The organism is Paraburkholderia sp. BGA-UO-ETr-F21 (genome assembly GCF_059567925.1).
This window is the reverse complement of record NZ_JCAQOY010000005.1, coordinates 556,192-580,368: the sequence shown is the minus strand read 5'-3', so window position 1 is coordinate 580,368 and position 24,177 is coordinate 556,192. Positions and strand designations below refer to the sequence as shown.

The window sequence follows — 24,177 nt, the reverse complement described above, 5'->3', positions numbered from 1 at the left end:
CCCCATCTGCTTTGGGGGTCGCGCAAGCGCGTCCGAACGTCCCATGCTCGCGGCTTGTTGCAATCTTCGATCGGTCGGTTACGTTGAACCTCTGGCCACGACCGTGCCAACCCACGACCAACACGAGGAGACAACCATGACCATCCCAAACACCACGACGTCACCGACCTCGAGCGGTGCAAACCTTCCATCGGACGACGACCAGCACCAGCGCATGACGCTGGAAGATGCGCGCGTCGCGCTCGGCTTCAGTTCCCGCCAGGGTGTGCGCGACCTGGCGAGCAGGGGTCAACTGACCGCGATCGCGTCCCCGCGCGGCAGCATGACCTTCGACCGAACGGAGGTCGAGACGTTGGCCGCGGCACGCGCACGTCGGCTCGACAGCCGCCAGGCGTTGAAGCGCGCCGGCATGGTGGAACTGCGATCGTTCAAGCGCTGGCTGGCGCTGACCGGCGGAACCGTCCATTGGCATGGCCAGCGCACGGCTTACGAACCCGACGATGTGGACGCTGTCCGCCGTGCGTATCGGCCGGACGATGCGATCAACCTGACCGAAACCGCCAAAATGCTCGACGCGACGGTGGAGCAGGTCCGACGCCTCGTACACCGTGGCGACCTGCCGGCGCTCACAAAACCGCGGGGAAGCACCGGCTGGCGATTCGATCGCGCCGCGGTGGAGCGTTACAAACAGGAGCGCGACCGCGCTGCGATGCGATCGGTGGTCGAACGCTGGCCACGGCCCGACCACGACGGCATCGAACGCTCCCCGGGCGGCGGCTGGGTCTACCCGGCCAAGCTCCACAACGACCGCGGATCCCCGCCTTCGACGGTACCCGACGCGTGGAGAGCCTGGTGAAGCGGCGAGCGGACAAGGGAGCCGGGCGATGCCCGGCTTTTTCGTTGGGATGTGCCCGGCACGTTTGACTCCGCCCGCACGTCTGGTATCCAGGAAGGACACCAACCTCAAACCGACCGGAGGAGACCATGCGTCGCACCACCAACAACATCATCGCATTCCTGGCGTTTCTCGTCGGCGTGTCCATTTTTGCCTGCATCATCGCAGGTATCTGCCACTACCTTGAGTACGGCGGGATCATCCACCGACTGCTCTACTTCTTCGCGAATGAACACCCCGCCTTGGGCATGGCGCTCATCATCCCGATTGGGGCTTACGTTCTTATCTACGGGATCACCGCTGGTTTCCTCGTCCTCGTCTATGCCTGGGTAGTCTGGTGGTGGTTGATCGTCGCAACGTTCGACCTGATCGGGATGCTTGTCCGGGCACCGTTCAGTTGGCAAGCCCGCTCCGAACTCCGGACGCTTGATTTCCTGAAGCATCCCTTGCGGGGAAGCGGACCCGCTCCGACGAGCGACATGAGAAGCTACGCGCAGGACCTCGCGGACAGCAAGGGAATCACCTTGTCGCAGGACACGCTGGCCTCGTACAGCCGCACGCGAGACTTCCTGAACGCGCACGGCGGCCGGAAGATCTGAGCGGAAATGGCCCGCGGGGACCGTCCCCGCCGAACGCTCACCCTCCAGTGGGCGTTTCCCATGGCGGGATCGCCACGCTTCCCGTCCCATGCCGGCGATGGCCGCCTTTTCTGAACCGACGTGTAGCTCTCCCATTCCCTGCTGGGCGCAAGGCAACGCTGGCGCGCGGTGGTCCTCTCTCCCGTTCCCCTCACAGGTTCGGCGCGTGCGGCATCCGGCACCGTCCTGGCACCCGTGAACGGTCTCCCTGTTTCGACGTCCATGGCGGCTCACCGAGCAGCACAGACAGGAGAAACAGCATGGCTTACTACCTCCGCATGGGAAACGACGTTCTGAACGACGCGGTGAAGCACACGACGAAGGCCGACGCGATCGCGTCCTACCGCGACACCTCCGACGACCTGGACCGCTTCGGGCAGTCCATCACCGGCTCGATCCACATCGCGGATTCGATGGACGACATCGTCGAATACCCGGACTTCGTGCTCGAACGTGGCCCGCGCGGCGGCGTGAAGGTCGAACGCGCGTGAGCGCGACGCCCACCACTGGGTGGGCTTCATCGATCCCCTGCGGGCAAACCCAACCCCTGGAAAGGCGGGCACGCACCCGCGCAGCACCTGCGGTGGCACAAGGCGGGCTCCCAGACCGCCGGGTGCGTTTCACCCTGGCCATCGAGCGACGGGCGCGAGCCTGGAGTTGACGCGCCGCTCGATTGCATTAGCTTGATCCTGTCGGCCGTCCGTCCTCGTCGGGACGGAGCCTCACCAGGAGGAACACCATGTCGAACCTTTCGCTCAGCGCTGGGGACAGCCGTACCAGCAGCACGGTCCTGCGCAACGCCTATTTGCTGTTGGCCCTGTCGATGATTCCCACAGCCCTCGCCGCGTGGTTCGGCATGGGTTCCGGCTTCAACGAGTTCAGTAACGCCCACCCGTGGATCGCCTCCGCCAGTTTCCTGATCGTCGGCATCGGGCTCGTCGTACTGATCTGCGCCACCAGGGAAAGCCTGCTTGGGGTGGTTTTCCTGCTGCTGTTCGCAGCGCTCGAAGGGATTTTCCTTTCGCCGATGCTGACCCACCTGCTTCACAACAGCGTGAACGGTGCGCAGACCCTCGCGGTCGCGGCCGGTGGCACCGGCGTCGTGCTGGTCGTCATGGCGATCGCGGCTTCGGTGACACGCAGTGACCTGTCGGGCATGGGCGCCTGGTTGTCAGCCGGGCTTGCGATGTTGATCGTCTTGACCGTCGCCAACCTCTTCCTCGGCATCCACGCGCTGGAACTGGCGCTGGGCACCGTGGGTTGCTTGGTGTTCGCCGGCTACATGCTCTACGACGTGAACCAGGCGGTGCAGGGCGGGGCGACGAACAGCATCGTCGTCGCGCTGAACCTCTATCTGGACGTGATCAACCTCTTTCTGAGCGTCTTGCGTCTTCTGGGAGACTGAGCCGACACGGCATCCCTCGAACGCCCTCCCCGGAGGGCGTTGTCACGTTACGCCCAAGGTTTGAGGCGCATCACCCTCGCTCCGCGAGGCAGCGGCGCGAAGCGGCGTGCCCAAGGACGCGCAAGCGTCCCAAGTTTTTCGCCTCCCCGAGGCTCGACCTTACCCCGAACCAACCGCCTCACCCCAACGTCCAGTACACCCGCGGCGCTCCTCGCCACGTACGCGACGCGTTCCCACGTCGATCGTTGGCCCATTCCCCGGTGGACGGAGCCACCGCGTCTCGCCTTCACCGACGCATAGCCCTTCCGACACCGTCCAGGTCAAGGGTGCGTTGCACCCCGTCGTTCACCCGTTCCTTTCCTCCTGCGTCGTCAACGCGTGCGGCTTCCGGCCGGTCCCTTGCCCCGGTGACGGCAGGTCTGTTTATGCGTCAGGCGAAACACGGCAGCAGGCACATCCACCAGGAGGAACACCGTGACCAACGATCAACAACGCACCACGGACGGCAACGGCATGAACCGCGGCAGTTCCTCCGCCCACCTGGCTCCCACGACTGCAGATTTTTCCACCACCACCACGAAGGAGAACACCATGGCCATGAACGCCAACGAACTGCGCGACGCCCTCAACCAATGCACCGGCAGCGAACGACTCTACGGCATGGGCCCGCTGTTCCGCGCCGTCATCACGGACGGGGTCAAGCTACTCGCCGACGAAGCCCAATGCTTCTGGTTGCTCACGGACGCCCTCGCTTGGGTTTGCCAGAAAGTGCCGGGCAAGAACTACGACGACGGTTTCATGGTGATCGAACTGAAACCGGCGGACGACGGCAGCGCGGAACTGCGCATCACCACGGGCAACGACGGCGTACCGGCCCTCTACACGCAACGGTATGAGAGCCATTCGTTCCCGCTCCCCGAAGGGATCAAGCTCTACGCCGTCTGGAGTCAGGCGTCGGAAGAGCGCGGGCAAGAGTGGCATTTGATGATCCCGTCCGAATACTGATCGACCAACGCCCCGCACGCTACGGTTTGCGGGGCACCTCCTCACCGCGCAACGGAACATCACCATGAACACCCTCACGATCAACACCGCCGACCTGACCGGCGCAGCGCTGCACTGGGCGGTGGCGAAGGCCATCGGCAGCACCGACACCACCGCGCCTTTTTCGACCGAGTGGAACCTCGGCGGTCCGCTCCTCCACGATCACGGGATCGGCGTCCACCGCAACGGCAAGCGGGTCTACGCCAACGACGCCAAGCGATGGGAAGCGAATCGCACCGTGAACCAGGACGAAGCGCCGATCCTGCGGCACGGCTACCGGGCCCACGGTGAAACACCGCTCATCGCGTCGATGCGTTGCCTTGTGCGCAGCAAGCTCGGGGAAACGGTGGACGTTCCTGCGGACCTCATCGCAGCGTGATCCTGGGGGAGCGGCCGGCACGGTTTTCCGTGCCGGTCATCACGGCTTGATTTTTTCCCGTTACCCGTTAGGTTACGTCGATCGCATGACCGGGTCATGCAGCCAACCTACGGAGACCTAGCATGGCCAACAAACGACGTACGCCCCAGGAGATCGTCCTCGGGTTAAAAGAGCAGATCCGCAAACTCGAAGCGCAGAGCCGCGAGCGTGAGAAGGCCGCGGACGCGGCGAAGCAGCGCCGGCTGGTGGACCTGGTGAAGCGCGCCGGGCTCTACCACGAACCCGAGGACGTGATCCTGGGGATCCTGATCAAGGCGCACACCTCGCTGCAGGACCCGGAGCGGGGCGAGGCGGTGCGGTCGGAGGCGCGCGGCATTGCCGCGTTCGGCGACCCAGCAACGCTCGACGGCATGATCCAGCGGGCATTGCAGCCCGTGGTGCCAACCGTGCCCTCGCCGCAGCCCGAACGTCCGCAGGCCGGGACGGTTCTGGCGGAGGCGCCTGCCGGCAGCGTGTCCACGACCGAGGCGGCACAGATCACGTCCCGTTCGCCCGCGAAGGTTCTCAGCGCGGTCCACGACGGAAGGCTGTACGCGGTGCGTGTTCCGGGCCCGGGTCGAGCAGGATACTCCTGGCGGTTCGATCGCCGGGACCTGGAGGCGTTCCTGACGAAGACGGATTCGCGCCACGCCTAACCAGCACGCCAAACGCGATCAATCAGCGCCCACCTTCGCGGTGGGCGTTTCCATGTCAGGTCCTTCGGCACCTCGCACTTCAAATATTTCCCGGGGCGCTATTGCGTTCCTACGTACTCGAGCTACCGTAAATCGAGCAGGTCTTCGGCGCCTGCGCATCCCACAGACCGCGCAGCGGCGCCACCGAGGAGACCACCATGTTGACCTTCCTGAATCGCATCCCGTCCTACGTTCGGATTCCCTTCTTCACCGTCCTGTTTCTTCCCGTCGCGATCGCGATCGGGTTTGGCATGGCGCTACTGATCATGCATCCGACGATGTTGGGCGCCTACCTGCATCACGACTCCGGCAACATCAAGCAATCCTTGATCGGGTACGACAAGCACAACCACCTGACGCTGAACGGTGTTCCCCTGGGCGTGCCGGTGGACGTCGCATTGCCCGCCTGCCAAGGCGATCCCGAAGTGTCGAAGGTGCTTTGCCACGGACCGTTATCCAGGGGGCTCGGGGGATTCGGGCATAGCCTGATAGCCGACCTCTACGGCTTCGACGCGGGAAAGGATCGTGATGGAAAGCCGGTCGTCAAGGCCATGTCGATCGAAACCGTTGCGTTGAACGACATGACCATCGCGCAAGTTGTCGGGGAAGTCGCTACAACGTCCGCGCTCCCAACGATCGTGAACACGACCGAAGCGATGGGATCGCCCACCATGTCGTCCAGCGATGATATGAAGCACGTGGACTGGGGGGAAAAGGATGGCAATAGGTTGTGGATGACCCAATGGCTCGACACGGACCACGCGAACATGTTCCTGGAAGCCCGCTGACCATACGTCACCAGCACCCCATCCAGACCGAGCGAACAACGCTCGGTTTTTCTCGGCGCCCGCGATACGCGCACGTCGCAAGCGAAAGACCGGCGGACTCTGAAATATTCAGGTGCATTTCACCCTATACGTGTTGACCTCGTGTTCCCGTTTGGTATGTACGAAGGAGGAGACCAAACGGCGGGGACGGGACGATGGCACCAAGGGAACCGTGGCGTTCATACGATGAAGCGAGCAAGTGGGCGCAAGCGCATGGGATCACCAGCGCGCAGACCTGGGTCGCTCGTTCAAAAGCTAAAGCCATCCCGTCGAATATCCCATCGAGTCCAAATAGCATCTACAAGGACGACTGGACGGATTGGGGCACTTTCCTTGGGACCGGAAGGATCGCGAATCGCAATCATGTCCACAAGCCGATGGCGGAAGTTTCTGCCTGGGCACAAGCGCAGGGCATTACTACGGCCACCCAATGGCATGCTTACGCGAAGAGCAACGGTTTGCCGGATGGCTTTCCATCGAATCCAAATCGTGCGTATCAGAAGCAATGGTCAGGGTGGGGCCACTTTCTTGGGACCGGTCGGATTGCGTCATGGAACCATGTTCATAAACCATTGGCTGAGGCTTCTGCCTGGGCGCAGGCTCAAGGGATCACGACGCGCGAACAGTGGATCGCTCGCGCCAAAGCAAATGATCTCATGGAGGGCATTCCCAAGGATCCCTACAAGGCGTACAAAGATGAATGGGCAGATTGGGGCACATTCCTTGGAACCGGAAGGATCGCAACACAAAAGCAAGTATTCAAACCCATGGAAGAGGTCTCTGCGTGGGCACAGGCAAGGGGGCTTACGAGTGTATGCCACTGGCTCGCTCACACCAAACGAGAAGACTTCCCCGATGGCTTTCCGGTGAATCCTGATCAGATGTATCGGAACGAGTGGCAAGGCTGGCCCGCCTTTCTTGGAGTTCGCACAATCAAGGGACAATCCCGAAAGGAACTGATCCTCAAGCGGGGACTTGGTGCCGTCTTGAACCTCGACGATAAACGTCGAACCACGGTTGATCCGAGCGATGGCGGACGATCGATCCAGGTGGATCTTGTCGATCGCACAAGGATGATTGTCATCGAATACGACGGAAGCCTTTGGCATAAGAACGGCGATGCTCGCGATCGGCGCCAGACCGAACGTCTTACCAAGGCGGGATGGACTGTGATTCGTGTGAGGGAAGCACCGTTGCCGCTTCTTGATCCGCTTTGTGACATCCAGGTGGCTGTATCAGATGTTGAGTTCTGGCCCATGATCGACGTCGTGCTCCGACACCTCGAATCGCTGGTGGCTCTAGGCATCTTGGCAGACGCCGGGCTGGTCAGCGCGATTCAGCGAGTGATGTCAGGTCCAAGTGACGAAGCGGACTTCGCGGACGTGTGGTCGATTGGTTGGCCTCCCTTCGAGGAAGTGCGCGGATGGGCTCGCTCTCAAAGTATCCAAAGTTCCGACCAATGGCGCAAGCGGACGAAGGAGCAGGACTTCCCGGAAAACTATCCAAAGACCCCCTACCTCGCGTACCGCGCAGAATGGACAACGTGGGGCGACTTCCTGGGCACCAATCGCGTTGCGGCGCATCTCGCTGGATTCATGCCGATGGCCGAGGCATCCGCATGGGCGCGAGCGGAGGGGATAACGACGCAAAAGGAATGGAAGGATCGCGCCAAGTCTGATGATTTTCCAGACAGGCTCCCAACAAATCCATGGAGGTCCTACAAGCAGGAATGGACAACGTGGGGGGATTTCTCGGGCACCAATCGCGTTGCTTGGCATCTTGTCGTTTTCAAGCCCATGGCCGAGGTATCCGCCTGGGCGCGAGGCGAGGGGATAACGACGCAAAAGGAATGGAAGGATCGCGCCAAGGCTGATGACTTTCCCGACCGATTCCCAGCGAATCCACAGAAGACCTACAAGGAGGAATGGACGTCGTGGGGTGATTTCCTTGGGACCGGGCGAATCGCCACTCGAGATCGTGTCTATAAGCCCTTGGCTGACCTGTCAGCCTGGGCGAAGGCGCAGGGCATCCGATCATCGAAACATTGGCAAACCCTCGGCGCATCAAAAGGGCTTCCCGACGGATTTCCGAGCGCGCCAGATGCCGTATTCAAAGATGAATGGACCTCATGGTGCGATTTTCTCGGAACAGGGCTCAACCCACTCAGAGCAAAGCCAGCGTCCCTTCCGTTCCCCTACATCATCCGACTCGCGAAGCCCGGCGAAAATGTGGCAAACGACTGGATCGCCGACGCAGATTTCGCCATGCCAAGAGCGGCATAACAGACGTTGCGATTGACGTTGCAATGGGACCTTCCGAAGTGGCCGAGCGTCACCCGATGCTCGGTTTCCCTTTCGGCTCCCGCTATTCGCGCTCCCCGTTGAGCGCAGCGCGCGTACGCTGCGGTTCCAGCAACACCTCCACCACCTGAGTGCTTCAACCCACCGCGGCGTTTCTCGCCACGGTCGTGCTGATCGAGGCGCGTTGATACGTGGTCCCATTCCCGTTCGTTGGTTCCGCTGCTCCGTGTCGCCTTCAACCGACGTGTATGACCGATTCACCCACCGTTCAGGGCAAGGGGTTCGCTTCGCGCTTCCTCTCCCGTTCCCCTTTCTCCCTCTGGTCGTTCGGCGCGTGCGGCATCCGGTGAGCCCCCTTGCCCTTGTGGTCGTTCGGTCCTGTTACCCGTCCAGGCGATGACGGCAGCAGCAGGAAAAACCCAACCGAACGGAGAGAAGAGCCATGACCACGAACCAACCGATCAGCACGAACAACCACAACGCAGACCGCGCGTTCCTCGCACCCCTGGCTCAAACGACTGCAGATATGAACACCCTCTATGCAAATCCCTTCGACGGCGAGTCGCGAGGCTTTCGGTTCGTCTCCCTTGACGACTACAACGAGAAGTACGCGGCCAACCGCAACGCATGGGGCGGCGTGGTGGAGGAGTATTCCATCGAGTTTCTGGACGGCAGCGACGAAGACGCGGACCTCTTCGCACGGCTTCGTGTGGACCAGAGCACCCTTTCGACGTGGTTCGATTTGATGGACCGGGACCTGAGCGATGCGGAGAAGGCGGCGCTGGCGTGGCTGGTGGGCGACCGGGGCGCAAAGCTCGACGACGCGATCGACCAGATCGACGACGTGATGCTGCAACAGGGCGACATGAACGACGTCGGCGCGGACCTTTTCGAGGAACTGTATTCCGAGGAAGTGCGGAAACTCCCGGAGAGCCTGCGCGGCTACTTCGACACCGACGGGTGGACCCGTGATGCAAAGCTCAACGGGGACTTCGACGAGATCACGTTCGCAGGCGTGAACTGGGTGATCACCAACGCCAACCAGTTCTAACCCTTCATGAACGCCTTCAACGAACAGCAAGCGGAGGCGTCGTTCGGTTCGGACGCCGCTTTCGGGATCCTCTTCGAGGACCAGCAGGGCAAGCGCTACACACTCGACGAGGGGCGGGCGATGCTCGCCACCGGATCCGGTCCGGAACTGTCCAGCGTCTTCCCGGACGGCTCGAGCGCCATCACCTGCACAAACTACGCACGGCACGTCGTGGCAGCGCTCCCCGGCCGTGCGCGAATCGTGGGGTTTTTCGTGGAGGACAACCCGGCCTCGCGCCTTGCGCAGATCGCCGGCGGGCACGACTTCGCGATCGTGGACGATCGGTGGATCGTCGATCCGTGGGTGCGCCTCGTCGAATGCGAATCCGGGCGGATCTGTTTTGACCTCGCAAGCCCCGCCGACCGGGCGATCGTCGAAGACCTTTACGGACCTCAAGAGCGGTAGATCGACGCCGAACGGCCGGAGCAGAACGATCCAGCGTAAGCCAACGGCAAAACGCCCGGTTCCCCGGGCGTTCCCACGGGCGGTACGCCCTTACTTCTTCAGGCAACCGCCCGGCTTGCCGCAGTGCGCGGCGAGGAAGTCCGCGAAGCTCCGGGCCTGATACGCCCCGACCGTCCCGGGCGCGCGCTTTTCAGCGTCCGCCGCCATCTCTTGCGTGCCCTTGAGCCACGCGTCCCGCTTCTGGTCCAGTTGTTCCTGCGTGAACATCTTCGCCGTGTCCGGGGGCAGCGGTTGCTGCACCGGGGCGACGGGCACGAAGGACGGCGGCGGCAACGCCGTCGGCGGACCGTACACCACGTCCTGGCGACGCGGGAACGCGTGCTGCACCAGCACCACCACCGCGAGAGCCACGACGGCGGTCCACACCACGCGCTTCACGCGGGTCGGGGCCGATACGCCGGGCGCGAGGTAGTACGCACGGACCCGCTGGGCGAACCCGCGAATCCCGCGGGCGGGGGCGACGGCGGTCGCGTTCCGCGACGTGTCGAGCGACGAAAAGTCTTGCATGGCGATCCTCCTGGTCGGCGTTGTGCCGTGTCGGTCCTGATCCAGCCAGCGTACAGGTACTGGCGCGCCCGTCAACTCAAGAGGGTGCGATGCACCCAGGGCCACGAACGGAGCGCCGGGAGGGTCGCCAAGGCGGCAGAGCAAAGACCGGCCTGCCGACCTGGAAAACCGCCGGAGGCGAACGGCACGCACCCGGCGAGCACCTGCGGCGACCGGGCCGGGCTCCCTCGATCACGAACGCTTTCCCCCTTCCGAAGGAGACGGCGCGAAGCGGGTCGCCCAAGAACGCGCAGCGTCCCAAAAGGGGTTGAGCGCCGGTTCCGGGGTTCTGCGCAGCGCCTCGCTCACCTCAGACCATCAAAAACCCTGATCGGGGTGTTTTGCACCCGCAGCCCGTTTGACAGCCGCGATGGGTCGGATAGTTTGGCGTAAGCACCCGCTGACGCTTCGGCGTTGGGCGGGCACCGACACATAAGCAACGAGGGGGAGACCATGAACGGCACGACGATCGACAAGACCAGCGACGGGAGCGGCGACGCGCTGATGACGGCAGCGGCAGCGGCGCGCCTGATGAACCTGAAATCCAGCGAAGCGGTGGCGTATCACGTCAAGCGCGGCCACCTCCCGTCCGTTCCGCGACGCTACAAGAACGGGGCGACGGGCTTCTGGCTGCGCAAGAGCGACGTACAGGCGTTCATCGACGCGAGCGTCGCGGCCGACGTTGGCGCATTGCTCAACACCGACGACGCGGCGCGCAAGCTCGGCGTGAGCACCCAGCAGGTCGTGCGCATGGTCCAGGCCGGGCGCCTGTCGTACGAAACGCAGACGCCGGCGCTGGGCGCTCTGGGTCGCCACGGGCTTTGCTTTCGACCGCGCCACCTGGCGCAGTTCTACGAGCGCGAAACCGACCCGGTGACGTCGATGACGGCCCCCGAGGTCCGGGTGGCGTTGCACCTGCTCGGGGACGATCAGGTTCTTCACCTGGCGCGCACCCGGGGCTGGACCCACCTCGTCCTGAGGAACGACGACGGCAGCGAGCACCTGTACGTACGGCGCGCGGACGTGGAAGCGTTCCGCGAGGCGGGGGACAACCCCTTGGCCGATCGCTACTCGCTCCACCAGGCGGCGGAGGTGATGGGCCACTCCGGTCCGTCGCAGGCGTTTCGCCTCGCACGCGCGGGAGCGTTGCGCGGTGTCCGGGACAACGGGCGCCTGTGGCTCGACGCGTCCGACGTGCACGCACGGCGCGACCGGCCGGGCCAGCGCAAGGGCAAGGGCAAGCGAAACCTTCGCACGTTGGGGGCGGTATGACCGACGACACCCTGAACAACGACGTCCACGGCGCGCTGCGCGACGAGGCGAAAGCGATCCCGGGGATCAACCCGTTCGCACCGCCGGACCCTGCGACGCTCGACTCGGCGCTACGACGCCTGAACAAGGCGTGCCCGGCGCGCAGCAAGGTGACGAACGACAACCATGCTGGCCCCCGGCGGCCGGCCACGGTGGTGCTCCGCACGCGCAAGACACGCTACATCGTCGCGGAGGGCGACCCTCGAATGTCCCGGCAGGCGATGGACCACGTGAACCTGAACGAGGCCATCGTCATCGCGGGCGGGCGGGACCGTCTGGTCAACGCGGTGGCCACCGGAGTCGTCCCGATGGTCGTGGCGGAAGGCGTTGAGCCGTGCTTCCGGCGGGACGACGTGATGATGCTGCGCGGCACCTACACCGATTACCTGGTGCCGGCCGAGGAGCCGCCGGACGCGTGGGGTTGAGCAGAGTGGCCGGGGCAACCCGGCCTCTTTGCTGTCCCCGCCAGGTGCTTTGGCACCTCGCGGCAAGAACGTTGTAACCTCGCGTTACATTTCGCTCAATCCCCCTTGCGCATTCCCGTGGGTTTCGTAACGTGGGTTGAGCAGTTCCACACCCAACGTGCGGGCGATCGGCCCGAGGAGACCCACCATGCCTTCCCTTCGTGAACTCTTCGCCGGTGTTCGCAACACGTTCTCGCGCGGCGCGCAGCAGGAATCGCACGATGACGTTGACCTAAGCGAACCGTCGATCGATGCTCCCCGCGTGGAGGACCAGCGCCGACCGCTCTACGCCATGGTGCGGGAGAACAAGCTCGACGACCTAAAGGCTGCGTTCGACCAGGACGCGGACCTTAGCACCACCAACATGCTCCACAACGCTCGGTCTCCCGACATGGTCGATTTCCTGGTCGGGAAGGGCGCGAAGGTGAACCAGGAGTACGACCATGGGGAAGGCATGAACTCTGATCATGGGGAGCCGACACCGCTTTGTTACGCGGCATCGAGCGCTAACGTCGAGACGATTCAGCGTCTCCTCCATCACGGTGCGAACCCGGACAGCGGGTGGGGACAGGATGAGTGCCCGCTTTTCGAAGCCATCGCACGGAACGATGAACTGCAGGAACCCGCCGTCCGCGCGTTGATCGAAGGCGGTGCGAGTCCGGATGGACCGAAGTATCTCCCTTCTAGCTTACCCAAAGCCGTCGAAAGCGGTGCAAGGATTGAAACCATCAATACCTTGCTGGAACGAGGCGCCGATCCCGACGGGGCGGACAATAACATGGAGACGGCGCTCCATCTCGCGGCGGCGAAGGGTCGCACCGACGTTGCGGACATGCTGCTGGACTATGGCGCGAACCAGCGGATGACCAACATCGAAGGGCACACACCGTTGCACAATGCCGCGAACCAGGTGGACATGGGCATGGTGAATAAACTCGTGAGCCGGGGTGGAGATCCGGCGGGCGTTGACTCGCTCGTATCGGGACGTGACACCGTGTTGGCACTCAACGCCACCGTCTACGGCGATCACGACATCACCCAAAAGCTCTTGGACAACGGGGCAAATCCCCGGCTCGCGATGGACAGTCCGACTTGGCGTGAGGCGGAAGATCGTCAGAGGAACCATCCGAACCGGATGCAGCCCGGAGCAAATGAAGCCATGAATCTCGTGCGGACCCACGCCGTTGAGCAAGAGAAGCAGACGCTCCGCCAGACCTTCGCGGAGGTCGAGCACGACCAATCCCCCGAGGTCGCGGAACAACCCACCCAACCCGTCGCGCGTCGGCGCGTGCGTCTGTAAGGAGACCACCCATGACTTCCCTTCGTGAACTCTTCGCCGGCGTGCGTAACACCTTTGTACCGCAGGTCCCCAGCCAAGCGGACCTGATCGAGCTTGTCCGGGAAAACGACATTGACGGGTTGACGGCAGCGTTCGACCGGCACGACCTGAAGCCCGGCAACCTGCTCCACAGCGTGCGCTCACCCGAGATGGTGGATTTCCTGGTGGGGAAAGGGGCGGACGTCAACCGGCCTTACCAGAACAAGGATGGGCCGGGCGATTACGGCGATCCCACCCCGCTGTTGTCCGCGGCGGGCAGCGCCAATGCGGAAACGGTTCAACGTCTCTTGCATCACGGTGCAGACCCTGATGCGGGAGGCGTAGCCCCTGATGCGGGAGGCGTAGCGGACGACGACCCGCTCGGCCGCGCGGTGACGCGTGACGACGATCAACAAGAAGCCGTGGTTCGCGCCCTCCTCAATGCGGGCGCAGAGACCAGCCGTGCTTTGGCACAAGCCGTCAAGGAAAAGCATGCAACCATCGGAACGATCACGGCGCTGCTCGAACACGGGGCGGATCCCAACGATTGCTCAAACGATTACGGCCTGGTGCCCGCGTTGAACTTTGCGGCGGCCCAAGGGCGTGGCGATGTCGTCGATCTGCTCCTCGATTACGGCGCCGACCCCATGGAGCGAAACGTCAACGAAGCGACCGCACTCCATTGGGCGAGGGATCCGGAAATGGTGGACAAACTCGTCGGCCGCAGCAAGGATCCAGTTGCGCTGCTCGACGCCAGGGATGAACGCGACGATACCGCTCTTACGGATGCAGCGACCTGCGGTGAAATCGACATAGCGGCGAAACTCCTCGATCTCGGGGCAGACCCAGCACTCGCCATGCAGGGCGACGGCTGGCGGCAAGCGGAGGAGCAGGAACAGTCGGGGTTGGATCCCCAACCCGGTCGCAAAGAAGCCATGCACCTTGTTCGGACCTTCGCCGTCGAGAAAGAGAAGCAGGCTCTCCGCCAGACCTTCGCCGACGTCGAGCAGGAGCAGGCTCACGAGGTCGCGGAACAACCCGCACCGCGTCGCCGGGTCCGCCTCTGACCGCCTGCGGGACAGCGCGAAGCGGGTGGGCCCGGGCGGCGTCAGCCGCTCCAACGAGGTTTTCGGGTGGCGCGAGCCACCCGTTGTTCCGGTCCGCCGTCCCTTGTCCTGGATTCCAGCCCACCCAAAAATCCGGCTCCGCACCCCGCATCGCTTTTCGTTCACCATCCCCTTGCGCTTCTGCCCAGGTGTCGTAACTTTATCCGAAGGGATTCGCACCTCGCTCACCATCCAGGAGACCACCGTGGACATCGACAACGCCAACCTCCGTCGCAAGCCCGTGAACGACCGCGACCCGCCGTCGATGGACACCCTTCGGGAATGGGTGGAAGAGGACCAGCACGATCACGTGAAAGACGCCTTCGAGCGCTTCGACCTTCCCACGACCAACCTGCTGCACGAAGCACGGTCCGGCGCGATGGTGGATCTGCTTGTGAGCAACGGGGCGGACGTGAACCAGCGCTACCGGGACGAGGTGCCGCAGGAACTGCGCGCACCGAACTCGATCACCGGTGAGGAGCAGGAGGACCGGGTCGACACGCCGTTGCAAGCGGCGGTCCAGAACGGTCGCAAGGAAGTGTTCGACCATTTGCTCGTGCACGGGGCAGACGTTGAGATCGGCGGCGACCAACGTCCGCTGATGCTGGCGCTCGGCCACCTTCCGGAAAACGATTGGAGCGGTTACCCGCCGGGAACGGATGCGACGGCGATGGTCGAGATGGCGAACACGTTGCTCGACCGGGGCGCACGGGTGCACGCAGAGCGCGGCGAAATGCCGGCGGTCCTTGCGGCGGTCGAACGGGGGCACCGGGAACCGATGGTCAAGCGCCTGCTCGATGCGGGCGGGAATGCGCAGCAAGGCTTTGAGGACCGTGGCACCCCGCTGCACCACGTGATGGACAACCAGCCCGGCGTGGCCGATCTACTGCTGGATTACGGCGCGAAGATCAACGAAACGTCGTACGACGAGTTCACCGGCACCGAAGAGACGCCGCTCGAAGTCGCGATGTACAACGGTCAGATCCAGACCGTCGGGCGCCTGATCGAGCGGGGGGCCAACGTTGAGGAACTGGTGCAGGGGCCAAACTGGCAACGGCACGTCGTGAACACGCAGAACGATCCGCCCCGGAAGGCAGCGGTCGATTTCGTGCGAGGCGTGTCCATCGAGCGCGAACAGGTGGCGCTTCGCCAGGCCGCCGCGGAAGCCTCGCAGGCTCCCGACATCGCGGAAACACCCGCACCGCGACGGCGGATGCGCCTCTAACCACGCAAGGCCGGGCGATCCCCTGGCCTTTCTTTCGTCGCAAACAGGTGCTTTTCACCCTGTCCGTCGGCATTGTTGTAATCCTCCGTTACTTTCGAGGCTTCCCTCTTGCGCATCCCCACGCATTTCGTAACCTGGGTCGAGCAGGACCCACCGCAGGTGCATCAGCACCTCTTACCACCAAGGAGGTTCATCATGGCTCGCAGGGACTTCAACAGCGCTCGCTTCGGCGCCGAACTCGCCAATAGCGTTTACGAGCAGGAGCAGATCCGCAAGAAACTGGAGCAGAGCCAGCGCTGGGCGGCAACGGACCAGTTGTGCATCGCGGCGCAGAACAACGAGCGCGACCTCATCCCGGGTCTGGCGCGGCGCACGAACATCGACGCTTTCAGCAACAACGGCATGACCCCTTTGCAAGCGGCGTGCAGCAAAACCGTCGAACCGGAAACGGTGCAGTTGCTGCTGAACCTCGGCGCGGGCATCAACGCACGGGGGCGCGACGGATCGACGGCGCTTCACAAGGCGGTCACGGCGGACAACGGTGCGGAAGGGGTGCGGATGCTCCTGGACAATGGGGCGGACCCCAACGTGCAAAACGGGCCGGGCGCAACCCCGCTCCACGTGGCAGCCGCCGCGCCCAACGATCCCGGTTGCACGCAAGCCCTGCTGGAAGCCGGGGCGCTCCCGACGATCGCGGACGAAACGGGCAACACCCCGTTGCACGTCGCGCGGTCCCACTCGATGGACCTCCTGCTTGACTACGGCGCCAGGCACGACGCGCAGAATCTGGCGGGCGAAACGCCGCTTCACCTGGTGGCGGGGCGCGGCGGGGTGAGCGAGGCACGGACGCTGATCAACCGTGGTACGGACGTGAACGTTCGTGACTTGCGGGGCAACACCGCTTTGCACACGGCGGCGACGGGATCGACGACCCACCCCGAGGTGGGGGATCTTCTGGTGCGGGCGGGCGTGGACGTGCACGCGACGAACAAGGACGGCCGCACCGCGGTGCAGGTCGCTGACATGCTTGGCAACGCCCCGTTCAAGAACGCGGTGCAGGGCGCGATCGTGGACTGCGACCGGACCACGCTCACGCACGCCATGGAGCAGGACGCTCCCGCGCAGGCACCGGCACCACGTTGGCGGATGCGTTTGTGATCCTCACGCCCTGCGAACCGGGCGTCAGCCCAGTGCCCTCGCCTCCGGCGGGGGTTTTTACGTCGTGGGAGCAGGCCTCCCGAGGAGCGTCAGTAGCAGGTCGTGGTGGCCGACGTGCCCAGCGTGGTCGAAGTGCACGTCACCGGAGCGGGTTTGGGCGGCGGCGCAGCAGCAGCCATGGCGGAAAGCGCGGCGAGCGCACCGTTACGACGTTGGTCCGCCTGAACCCCACCGCTGTCGAGGTCCTTGATCAGTGAAGCGCGGATGTCCGCGGCGTGTTCGGGCTGGGCTTTCATCGCTTCGCAGTAGCGGGTCATGCGAGCGTACTGGTCGTCCATCCGTTTGAAATGCGGCAGTTCGGCGGCGCACCAGCCCTCGTACCACGACGTGTCCCGGGCACCGGGGTGCAACGCGACGAACTCGTTGCCGTCCCGGGCGGCGTTTTGGTAGGCGTCCACGCGCCCGTCGAAACCGATCCCTTCGATTGCGCAGCCGGACAGCGCGCACGCCAGCGCAGCAAGCATCACCCGTCGCATCATTGTTTTCCCCGTTGTCGTTTTATCGTGTCGCAGGATTATACGAGCAGCAAAACCTGTTCAGGCGCCGCCTGCCGGGTGCCCGGCCGTCGTGGGAGCAGGCCGACGACGCCCGTTCCGGAACGGTTCGAGCGCCTGATCCATCCAGTCGGCCAACCGGTCCACCGCTTCCAGCACGCCCATCAGATGGTCCCCGGTGACCGCCACCCGGGGCGGCATCAACCACACGCTTTCCCCGTTCCCGTCGATGCGGGTCAGGGCCTGCCGCTCGTGGTCGTCCAGGAAGAACGGGCTCTTGAGGCGGGCCAGTTCCGCCTTCGAATGGCTCGGGCGGTTCATCGTGAGCGAATCCTGATGCTGCACGCGGTTGCGCACCAGCACCACCTGTTCGAGCAGTTCCAGGTCCACGCCGCTGTCGGCGAGTTGCACGCCCAACCGTTGCTCGAACAGCGCACGGTAGCCGGCGACGAAGCCTTGCTTCTTGAAGACCTTCGCCGTCGCGGGGTCGGTGGTCACGCCGGTCAGCCGTTCCCATTCCCCGAAGAAGACCTTCAGCGTGTCGGAGAGCGTTGAGACGCAGGCGTACCCCAGCACGTGGAGCGAATCGTCGGCCTCCTGCCATTCGAGGAGGAAGGGCGGCTCGCCGTCCTCGCTGTACGGCGGTTCGAACGGGGCTTCGCCCGCGTCGATCAGGCGCTGGCGCTCGATGTAGGGCGCGGCCGACGTCGCGTAGAGTTGCCGGATGAAACCGACCCGTTGATGCAAAAACCAGCCCACGTCCATGCTCGGCTCCTCGTTCGAATGGTTCGAGAAACGTTAGCACGGAAGATCGGCGGATCACGTCGTATGTAAGTCAGTTTGATGCACGTTCTGCGCGCGCCCGGTGCAGAACCGCCAGGCGATGGCCAGCACTCGGGTTCGGGTCGGGCAGGCTGTTGCAGTGGATGATCTCCACGTCTTCCCAAAACGCAGCGATGGCACCAACGAAGTCCCGCAGCCACTGGCGCGGCACGACGATGCGGTCGAACGTTGGGGGACCGGTGTACACGTAGGGCTCCGCCTGACCGGGGAGCATCATCGGCGCCGGTGGCCAGTCCGGCCACAACTCCGGGTGGCGCTTGTAGAGCCGGTTGGCGGAATCCCCATCCCCGTGCCGGCAGGCGTTCGCCAGCAGTTGCAGCCGTTGAAGGTCGGCGTAACCGTCGAACCGGCTCAGTGGAACGCCGCGCACTTCGTTCAGCAGGACGTTCATGGCGTTCAGGTTGCCGCCCTGCGCGCGCTCGATCCGGTCCTTGGAGTGGGCGAGGGCGTACACGCACCCAGCGAGCCACCGGCGGATCTGGCGCTCGAACAGGGAATGGATCGCCAGGCAAAACGCTTCGGTGGTTGAGCGCAGCAACTCCTTCGCGTCCTGGTGGGCGAAGGGGGCTCCCCCTTCGGTCTCAGCGGCCCAGCGTTCGATGTCCGCGTCCAGCGCGGAGAGGGCGGGCTCCACGACGTTGCGCAGGAAGGCGCGCACGCGATGGGCGTTGCCGGTGGATTCGATGTCGGCGAGGCAGAACGTCCATCGGACGTCGTCGATGTTTTGCATGGTCAAGCGAAAAGCAAGGATGAACGTGCCGAAAGGATACCGGACGCGGTCGACCGGGCGGTGGATCCACGCGCTTGCGAACGAGGCGCAAGCGGCGGTGCCATCGCCTCCGGCGAGGTGTTGGGGCGGGTTCCGGGCACTGATTTTCCAGGGGCGAGGGCAAAAGCTTGATCACCGGCCACCACCCAACCCATCTGGGGTCGCTTGCGCTCCCCGGTGACTTCGCCCGCAACGGCGCCGCAGGCCGAAGGCGGTCTCTCCCAAGGAGGAACGCTTGTCGGTTGACGCGACCGTCGGTTCGCGTAACGTGGGGTGAGAAGCACCCACCGCATCGCCCCTCCGGAGACCACCGTGGACCCCATCGAGCGCGAGATCTTCGGCGCCCTGTTCGGCAACGACCGTGATCCGGACGTCCGGTCCAGCCTCCGCGCGCTGATCGATCAGCACGGCGTGGACGTCCTCAACGAGGTCCGCGACAACCGTCTGGACGGACTGCTGCAGCGGGCCGTGCGCAACGACGATCCCGACCGCACCGCGGCGCTGCTCGACGCAGGGCTCAACCCCAACGAGCAATGGCTGGACGATTCGCCCCTCCACCTCGCCGCTCAGACGAACCAGGAGGCGGACCTCGTTCAACTGCTGGCGCACGCGGCCGACGTGTCAGCGACGAACAGACGTGGGCAGACGGCCCTTCACGTCGCGGCAGCGTGGGGGTCCACCGGCGCGATGCAAAACCTGCTCGACCACCGGGCGCTGATCGACGCGGTGGACACGAACGGCAACACCCCGTTGGCACGGGCGGTCCAGGAAGGGCAACGCGACAACGTGAGATTCCTGCTGGACCGGGACGCGGACCCGGCGCTGGCCAAGCAGGGGACGGCTTGGCGGTTTGCCCAAACTCATGTCGCCCAACGTGCCGGCGAGCATCGCCGGCGAGATGAGAGCGCGTTCAACGTCCGGGAGTGCATGGGCCTCGTCCTCGAGCACGAGAAGCGGGCGTTGCGGCAGGCGATGGTCGGTGCACCCGCGCAGGCGTCGGCACCGCGTCGGCGGATGCGCCTCTAAAACTTGACATCCGCACACCGTACGCGATGATGATGGTGTGGCGTTTCTTCATCCGCACCGTTCCGTGATCCCATCAGGGAAGTTGTTCCGAGATCCCATCAGGGAAGCCGTTCGTGACCCCATCAGGGGTAAAGCACCGTTGTCCATCCGGGGCACGGGCACGTTCAACTTCTCATTCGGAGGATCCCATGGACACCACCCGCAAATCGGCGACGCGCTCGCCGGAAACCGCTCAACTTCTCGAGACACTGCGCCAACAGCCTGGCGAAGACACGTCCTTCTGGACCGAGCATTGGATCAACGCAGGCGCGGATCTCAACTCACGCGATTACCGCGGCCGGACGCCGTTGCACATCGCGGTCGAGCACGGCAACTGCACCGCGACGGACATGCTGGTCCAGGAAGGCGCCGACCCGAACCTGCGGGACCGGGACGGTCGGTCCCCGATCGACGTGGCGGCACGCACCGAGGCCGGGCACCACACCCTGCTCTACATGGTCACGAGCGCGACCCCGGAAACGCTGAACCACCGGGACGCGAACGGCATGACCGCGCTGCACTGGGCGGCGCAGAGGGGGCAGGAGGACCACACCATCGAGTTCATGATCGACAAGGGCGCGGACCCGGCGATCCAGGATCGGAACAACCGGCTCCCGACCGACTGGCTCACGTACCCGGCGTCCTACACGTCGCTGCTCCATGGCACGTCGGAGGCGTCGCAGAAAGTTCAGGCGGCGATCGCCGATCGGCAAAACGAGCGGCACGTCGCGTACGAGCAAGGGGTGCTTGGTGCAGAAGCGGACCGTGCGCACAGCGAGGCGGCTCCGCGCCGGCAGCGCGCTCGGCTCTAATGGTCCGCGATCCAAGAGTCAGCGACCGCCCCCGCTCCCCAGCGGGGGTTTTTGCTTCCCGTCCCGATTGACGTGGGCGGTGGATTCCTTAACCTGGGGTGATAGGCACCCACCAGGCCATTACGGGAGGAAGGATGGACCCCATCGACGAGCAGTTTTTCCACGCCATCAGTTCCGAGAAGCGCATCGACACGAGGGTTCCCCTTTTGGTCAAGCACTACGGCATCGCACGGCTGAACGCTGCTCGTGATCATCGCGGGCTCGGCATTCTGCAACACGTGATCCTCGATGAGATCGGAGACACCGAGCGATCGCACCGGTTGGACGTCCTGCTCGAAGCGGGACTCAACCCGAACGTATGCGACAGCGGCCCCGACGTAGCACCGGTGGTCATGCCGCCGATCATCATGGCGGCGTCGAAGGCGGACATGGACGGGGGCGTGACCATCCGTCAACTGCTCGAACATGGGGCGGACATTCACGCCAGCGAATCCGACGGTGCGACCGTGATGCACCAGGCCGCACAGAGAGGCCATCCCGCGGCGCTGCAAATGATGCTGGATTACGGGGCATCCCTGGACGCGGTTGACCACCATGGCAACACCCCGTTGGCGCTCGCGGTGGACGTGGACGGCAACATGGAGAACACGGTGTTTCTGCTCGAGCGGGGCGCCGACCCGGCGCGCGCGATGCAAGGGCGGGCGTGGGATTTTGCGGTCAACAGTTGCCGTTGGTCGGGAGATGTCCGGGAGCGCGTGAACCTGGTGCGCGCAGCGGCGGTGGAGCAGGAGCGGCAGACGCTGCGTCAGACGGCAGCGGAGGTTGAGCAGGCTCCGGAGGTCGTGGAACAACCCGCACCGCGCCGGCAGCGAGCGCGGCTCTGACGCTCCGCGATCCAGGCGCCAGCCAGTGCCCTCGCCTCCGGCGGGGGTTTTGGCTTTTCGCGCTGGCGCCGGTTGACCTCCGCCCCGGACCTCGTATCCTGGGGTGAGAAGCACCCATTACCCACCCACCGGAGGAACCCATGGCAACCCGATCCGAACTTGGCGCTACACTCTTCGAGGCGATCCTGCAGGGCGATACGCAAGCCATGTCCGAGGCGATCGCGAACGGTGCCGACGTGAACGAGCAAGACGTGGTGGGCGACACACCACTTCACCGTGCGGCGGCCGGCATGGACGATCCCGGTAGCACCGTGCAACTGCTTCTCGACAGCGGGGCGAATCCGAACATCCAGAACGTGGATGGGTACACGCCGCTCCATGCGGCTACCCTGCAAGATTCGGAGCACAGCCAGGATGTCATCCTCGCACTGCTGAAAAGTGGAGCAAACCCGAATCTTCAAGACGAGCAGGGGCGGACGCCGTTGCACAACGTCGCCATCCATCAAACGTATGGTGCAGGGGTGGAGAACGGCGACGCCCTCCAGTCGCTCATTGACCACGGTGCGGACCCGTCCATTTCGGACGAAAACGGGTACACCGCTTTGCACCACGCGGTGGAGCAGCAGGTTTTGCATGCTGTGCGTGAAGGACCTGGCTCGTCCATCGAGGCGTTGCTGAAAAGCGGGGCCAACCCGAACGCGCAAAACGATTTCGGCCAAACGCCGCTCCACCTTGCCAGCATGGGGACCTTCCACGATGACGTGGCCATGCTCGTGGACTATGGGGCAGACGTCCACCTGGCGGACGCGTACGGGCAGACGGGGCTTCACGTTGCTGCGGAGCGGGGATCGGAAACGATGGTGGAGCACCTGTTGCAGAGGGGCGCCAATCCGAACGCACAGGATGGGAACGGCGACACACCCTTGCATCGCAACGCGGTCGAACCGATGGCGCCTGCGGCATCGGCAGCGATCCTGTTGGGAAACGGGGCGGACCCGTCGATCCGCAACACGGCGGACGAGCTTCCCGAAACCCTGGCTCAAAGCGCAGCGGACGAATCCCCGGAGTTCCGCAACAACAAGCTTGAAGCGGTGGCAATCCTCCGCACCGCTCGGGAGACGACCGCGCTCCGCGAGGCGTTGCACGAGGTGAAGCAGGAGGCTGAACCCGAGCAGGCGCCGGTACGTCGCCCCCGCCAACGGATGTAATCCCTCACGCGCAGCGTCCCAGGCGTCAGCAACGTGCCCTCGCCTCCGGCGGGGGTTTTTGCTTTTGGCAGCGTCGTCGGTTGACGTGGTCGGTGCGTCTTGTATCGTGGGGTGAGAAGCACCTAGCGATCAAAGGAGGAGACCATGCTCCACTTCAAGGACAACGGGATGTGGTTCGTCTACGATGGGAAAATCGGATTACGCGTCCTGATGGAAATCGAGGTCGCGATCCTGGACGACCTTGTCCGGGCAGGGCTGGGAAAGGATCATCCGGACGTCGTGTCGAACTCACTGAAGTTCTCCCGGTTGATGACGAGGTTCGCCGATGAAAGGGGCAACGTGACGGTGCTTCATCCGGACGAGCCAACGCATACGATCCCCATTCATGCGTTCGACGTTTGACACGGGCGCTGCATCCCGTAGCCTGGCGTGATGAACAACGGAGGCACATCATGCACTACATCATCGCCGGCTGGATGCTCGTGATTTCGCTACCGATCCTGGTCATCGCCGCTGTGCGGATCGACCAATACCTCAACCTATCTGCCCCACTTTACGGCGCCTGTTGACGCCTTGATCGCCCCACCGCGTTCATGTGCACCAGCCTACCGTTGGAGGACACTTCGATGAGCACATCCAGCAAAAATCGACCTGCAAACGCCCGGGAACGCCAATCCTGGGGCGTGTTTCACTGCCATTCCCGACGTGGACGTCGCCCGTCTGGCGGGATTGACATGGTGCGAAAAAAGTGCGAACAGTCGATGCCAGAAGGCTTGACATGGGGCAATACTTTGCGACCATTAAAAGAGACCTGCGGACCGAGGAGCCCCCCTACTACGGCCGACAAGGAGGAAATCATGAGCACGATGAACGCACAACGGCAGGGCGGCCGTGGAAACTTTACGCCCGAAAAAATCAACATGAACATCGATTCCACGATCCTGGAAGAACTTGCCCGAGCAGGTATGGGAGATGATCCGGCGACCGTTGTCGCTAATGCCCTTCGGTTCTCTCGGCTCGTGATGGGCTTCAAAGACCAAAACGGAAATGTTTATGTCCAGAATAAGCAGCACAGCGTCGGTAAAGACGACGATATGGTTGTTGTTCACGCGTTTGAAGCCGCCTAGTCGCGGACGT

At 64.0% G+C, this 24,177-nt stretch carries 27 protein-coding genes; 23 read left to right on the top strand and 4 right to left on the bottom strand.

The window, feature by feature from the left end:
* The first annotated feature begins 136 nt into the window (after positions 1-136).
* From AC57B1_RS04250 to AC57B1_RS04200, 11 genes are all read left to right on the top strand, one after another.
* Positions 137-856 carry a helix-turn-helix domain-containing protein gene (locus AC57B1_RS04250; RefSeq protein ID WP_496416712.1) on the top strand — a complete coding sequence of 240 codons (720 nt, stop codon included), beginning with the start codon at positions 137-139 and terminating at the stop codon, positions 854-856.
* Between the two features lie 128 nt (positions 857-984).
* Complete coding sequence (locus tag AC57B1_RS04245; protein ID WP_496416711.1) at positions 985-1,494, top strand: hypothetical protein; 510 nt, start codon at positions 985-987, stop codon at positions 1,492-1,494.
* Positions 1,495-1,793: 299 nt separating this feature from the next.
* A complete protein-coding gene (locus AC57B1_RS04240) occupies positions 1,794-2,024 on the top strand; it encodes a hypothetical protein (RefSeq protein WP_496416710.1) in 231 nt (76 codons plus the stop codon).
* Between the two features lie 248 nt (positions 2,025-2,272).
* Complete coding sequence (locus tag AC57B1_RS04235) at positions 2,273-2,938, top strand: Bax inhibitor-1/YccA family protein (RefSeq protein WP_496416709.1); 666 nt, start codon at positions 2,273-2,275, stop codon at positions 2,936-2,938.
* Between the two features lie 474 nt (positions 2,939-3,412).
* Complete coding sequence (locus AC57B1_RS04230; protein WP_496416708.1) at positions 3,413-3,943, top strand: DUF6876 family protein; 531 nt, start codon at positions 3,413-3,415, stop codon at positions 3,941-3,943.
* 64 nt (positions 3,944-4,007) lie between these two features.
* A complete protein-coding gene (locus AC57B1_RS04225) occupies positions 4,008-4,361 on the top strand; it encodes a phage protein NinX family protein (RefSeq protein WP_496416707.1) in 354 nt (117 codons plus the stop codon).
* 122 nt (positions 4,362-4,483) lie between these two features.
* Entirely contained in the window at positions 4,484-5,056 is a 573-nt protein-coding gene (locus tag AC57B1_RS04220) for a helix-turn-helix domain-containing protein (protein ID WP_496416706.1), read from the top strand.
* 197 nt (positions 5,057-5,253) lie between these two features.
* A complete protein-coding gene (locus tag AC57B1_RS04215; RefSeq protein WP_496416705.1) occupies positions 5,254-5,883 on the top strand; it encodes a hypothetical protein in 630 nt (209 codons plus the stop codon).
* A 194-nt stretch (positions 5,884-6,077) separates the two neighbouring features.
* Positions 6,078-8,204: an integrase repeat-containing protein gene (locus AC57B1_RS04210; RefSeq protein ID WP_496416704.1), complete on the top strand. Its 2,127-nt coding sequence runs from the start codon at positions 6,078-6,080 to the stop codon at positions 8,202-8,204.
* A gap of 460 nt (positions 8,205-8,664) precedes the next feature.
* Positions 8,665-9,273 carry an antirestriction protein ArdA gene (locus tag AC57B1_RS04205; protein ID WP_496416703.1) on the top strand — a complete coding sequence of 203 codons (609 nt, stop codon included), beginning with the start codon at positions 8,665-8,667 and terminating at the stop codon, positions 9,271-9,273.
* A gap of 6 nt (positions 9,274-9,279) precedes the next feature.
* Positions 9,280-9,717 carry a hypothetical protein gene (locus AC57B1_RS04200; protein ID WP_496416702.1) on the top strand — a complete coding sequence of 146 codons (438 nt, stop codon included), beginning with the start codon at positions 9,280-9,282 and terminating at the stop codon, positions 9,715-9,717.
* A gap of 90 nt (positions 9,718-9,807) precedes the next feature.
* Here AC57B1_RS04200 and AC57B1_RS04195 read toward each other — a convergent pair whose 3' ends face one another.
* Entirely contained in the window at positions 9,808-10,284 is a 477-nt protein-coding gene (locus tag AC57B1_RS04195; RefSeq protein ID WP_496416701.1) for a hypothetical protein, read from the bottom strand.
* A gap of 492 nt (positions 10,285-10,776) precedes the next feature.
* Here AC57B1_RS04195 and AC57B1_RS04190 point away from each other — a divergent pair, with 492 nt between their 5' ends.
* The 6 genes from AC57B1_RS04190 (at position 10,777) to AC57B1_RS04165 (ending at position 16,905) form a co-directional block, all read left to right on the top strand.
* Positions 10,777-11,595 (top strand): hypothetical protein, encoded by an 819-nt coding sequence (locus tag AC57B1_RS04190; RefSeq protein ID WP_496416700.1) that lies wholly within the window; start codon positions 10,777-10,779, stop codon positions 11,593-11,595.
* Complete coding sequence (locus tag AC57B1_RS04185; protein WP_496416699.1) at positions 11,592-12,059, top strand: hypothetical protein; 468 nt, start codon at positions 11,592-11,594, stop codon at positions 12,057-12,059. The genes AC57B1_RS04190 and AC57B1_RS04185 overlap by 4 nt, the downstream gene beginning before the upstream one ends.
* Before the next feature lie 187 nt (positions 12,060-12,246).
* Positions 12,247-13,398 carry an ankyrin repeat domain-containing protein gene (locus AC57B1_RS04180; protein ID WP_496416698.1) on the top strand — a complete coding sequence of 384 codons (1,152 nt, stop codon included), beginning with the start codon at positions 12,247-12,249 and terminating at the stop codon, positions 13,396-13,398.
* 11 nt (positions 13,399-13,409) lie between these two features.
* Positions 13,410-14,483 carry an ankyrin repeat domain-containing protein gene (locus AC57B1_RS04175; protein ID WP_496416697.1) on the top strand — a complete coding sequence of 358 codons (1,074 nt, stop codon included), beginning with the start codon at positions 13,410-13,412 and terminating at the stop codon, positions 14,481-14,483.
* Positions 14,484-14,727: 244 nt separating this feature from the next.
* Positions 14,728-15,747, top strand: a complete 1,020-nt coding sequence (locus AC57B1_RS04170; protein WP_496416696.1) for an ankyrin repeat domain-containing protein — start codon at positions 14,728-14,730, stop codon at positions 15,745-15,747.
* 195 nt (positions 15,748-15,942) lie between these two features.
* On the top strand, positions 15,943-16,905 hold the full coding sequence (locus tag AC57B1_RS04165; protein ID WP_496416695.1) for an ankyrin repeat domain-containing protein: 963 nt from the start codon (positions 15,943-15,945) through the stop codon (positions 16,903-16,905).
* Between the two features lie 89 nt (positions 16,906-16,994).
* Here the strand turns inward: AC57B1_RS04165 and AC57B1_RS04160 are convergent, their stop codons facing one another.
* The 3 genes from AC57B1_RS04160 to AC57B1_RS04150 form a co-directional block, all read right to left on the bottom strand.
* Positions 16,995-17,444 carry a hypothetical protein gene (locus tag AC57B1_RS04160; RefSeq protein WP_496416694.1) on the bottom strand — a complete coding sequence of 150 codons (450 nt, stop codon included), beginning with the start codon at positions 17,442-17,444 and terminating at the stop codon, positions 16,995-16,997.
* A gap of 57 nt (positions 17,445-17,501) precedes the next feature.
* The gene (locus tag AC57B1_RS04155) at positions 17,502-18,224 is read right to left on the bottom strand and encodes a hypothetical protein (RefSeq protein ID WP_496416693.1); all 723 of its coding nucleotides are present in this window, start codon (positions 18,222-18,224) and stop codon (positions 17,502-17,504) included.
* A gap of 70 nt (positions 18,225-18,294) precedes the next feature.
* Positions 18,295-19,032: a hypothetical protein gene (locus AC57B1_RS04150; protein WP_496416692.1), complete on the bottom strand. Its 738-nt coding sequence runs from the start codon at positions 19,030-19,032 to the stop codon at positions 18,295-18,297.
* Between the two features lie 351 nt (positions 19,033-19,383).
* Between AC57B1_RS04150 and AC57B1_RS04145 the strand changes: the two genes are divergently transcribed.
* From AC57B1_RS04145 to AC57B1_RS04120, 6 genes are all read left to right on the top strand, one after another.
* Positions 19,384-20,097 (top strand): ankyrin repeat domain-containing protein, encoded by a 714-nt coding sequence (locus AC57B1_RS04145; protein WP_496416691.1) that lies wholly within the window; start codon positions 19,384-19,386, stop codon positions 20,095-20,097.
* A gap of 188 nt (positions 20,098-20,285) precedes the next feature.
* Positions 20,286-20,948: an ankyrin repeat domain-containing protein gene (locus tag AC57B1_RS04140; protein WP_496416690.1), complete on the top strand. Its 663-nt coding sequence runs from the start codon at positions 20,286-20,288 to the stop codon at positions 20,946-20,948.
* Between the two features lie 134 nt (positions 20,949-21,082).
* A complete protein-coding gene (locus tag AC57B1_RS04135) occupies positions 21,083-21,832 on the top strand; it encodes an ankyrin repeat domain-containing protein (RefSeq protein WP_496416689.1) in 750 nt (249 codons plus the stop codon).
* 140 nt (positions 21,833-21,972) lie between these two features.
* Positions 21,973-23,040 (top strand): ankyrin repeat domain-containing protein, encoded by a 1,068-nt coding sequence (locus AC57B1_RS04130; RefSeq protein ID WP_496416688.1) that lies wholly within the window; start codon positions 21,973-21,975, stop codon positions 23,038-23,040.
* 144 nt (positions 23,041-23,184) lie between these two features.
* Complete coding sequence (locus AC57B1_RS04125) at positions 23,185-23,442, top strand: hypothetical protein (RefSeq protein ID WP_496416687.1); 258 nt, start codon at positions 23,185-23,187, stop codon at positions 23,440-23,442.
* A 455-nt stretch (positions 23,443-23,897) separates the two neighbouring features.
* Entirely contained in the window at positions 23,898-24,167 is a 270-nt protein-coding gene (locus AC57B1_RS04120; RefSeq protein WP_496416686.1) for a hypothetical protein, read from the top strand.
* Positions 24,168-24,177: the final 10 nt, after the last annotated feature.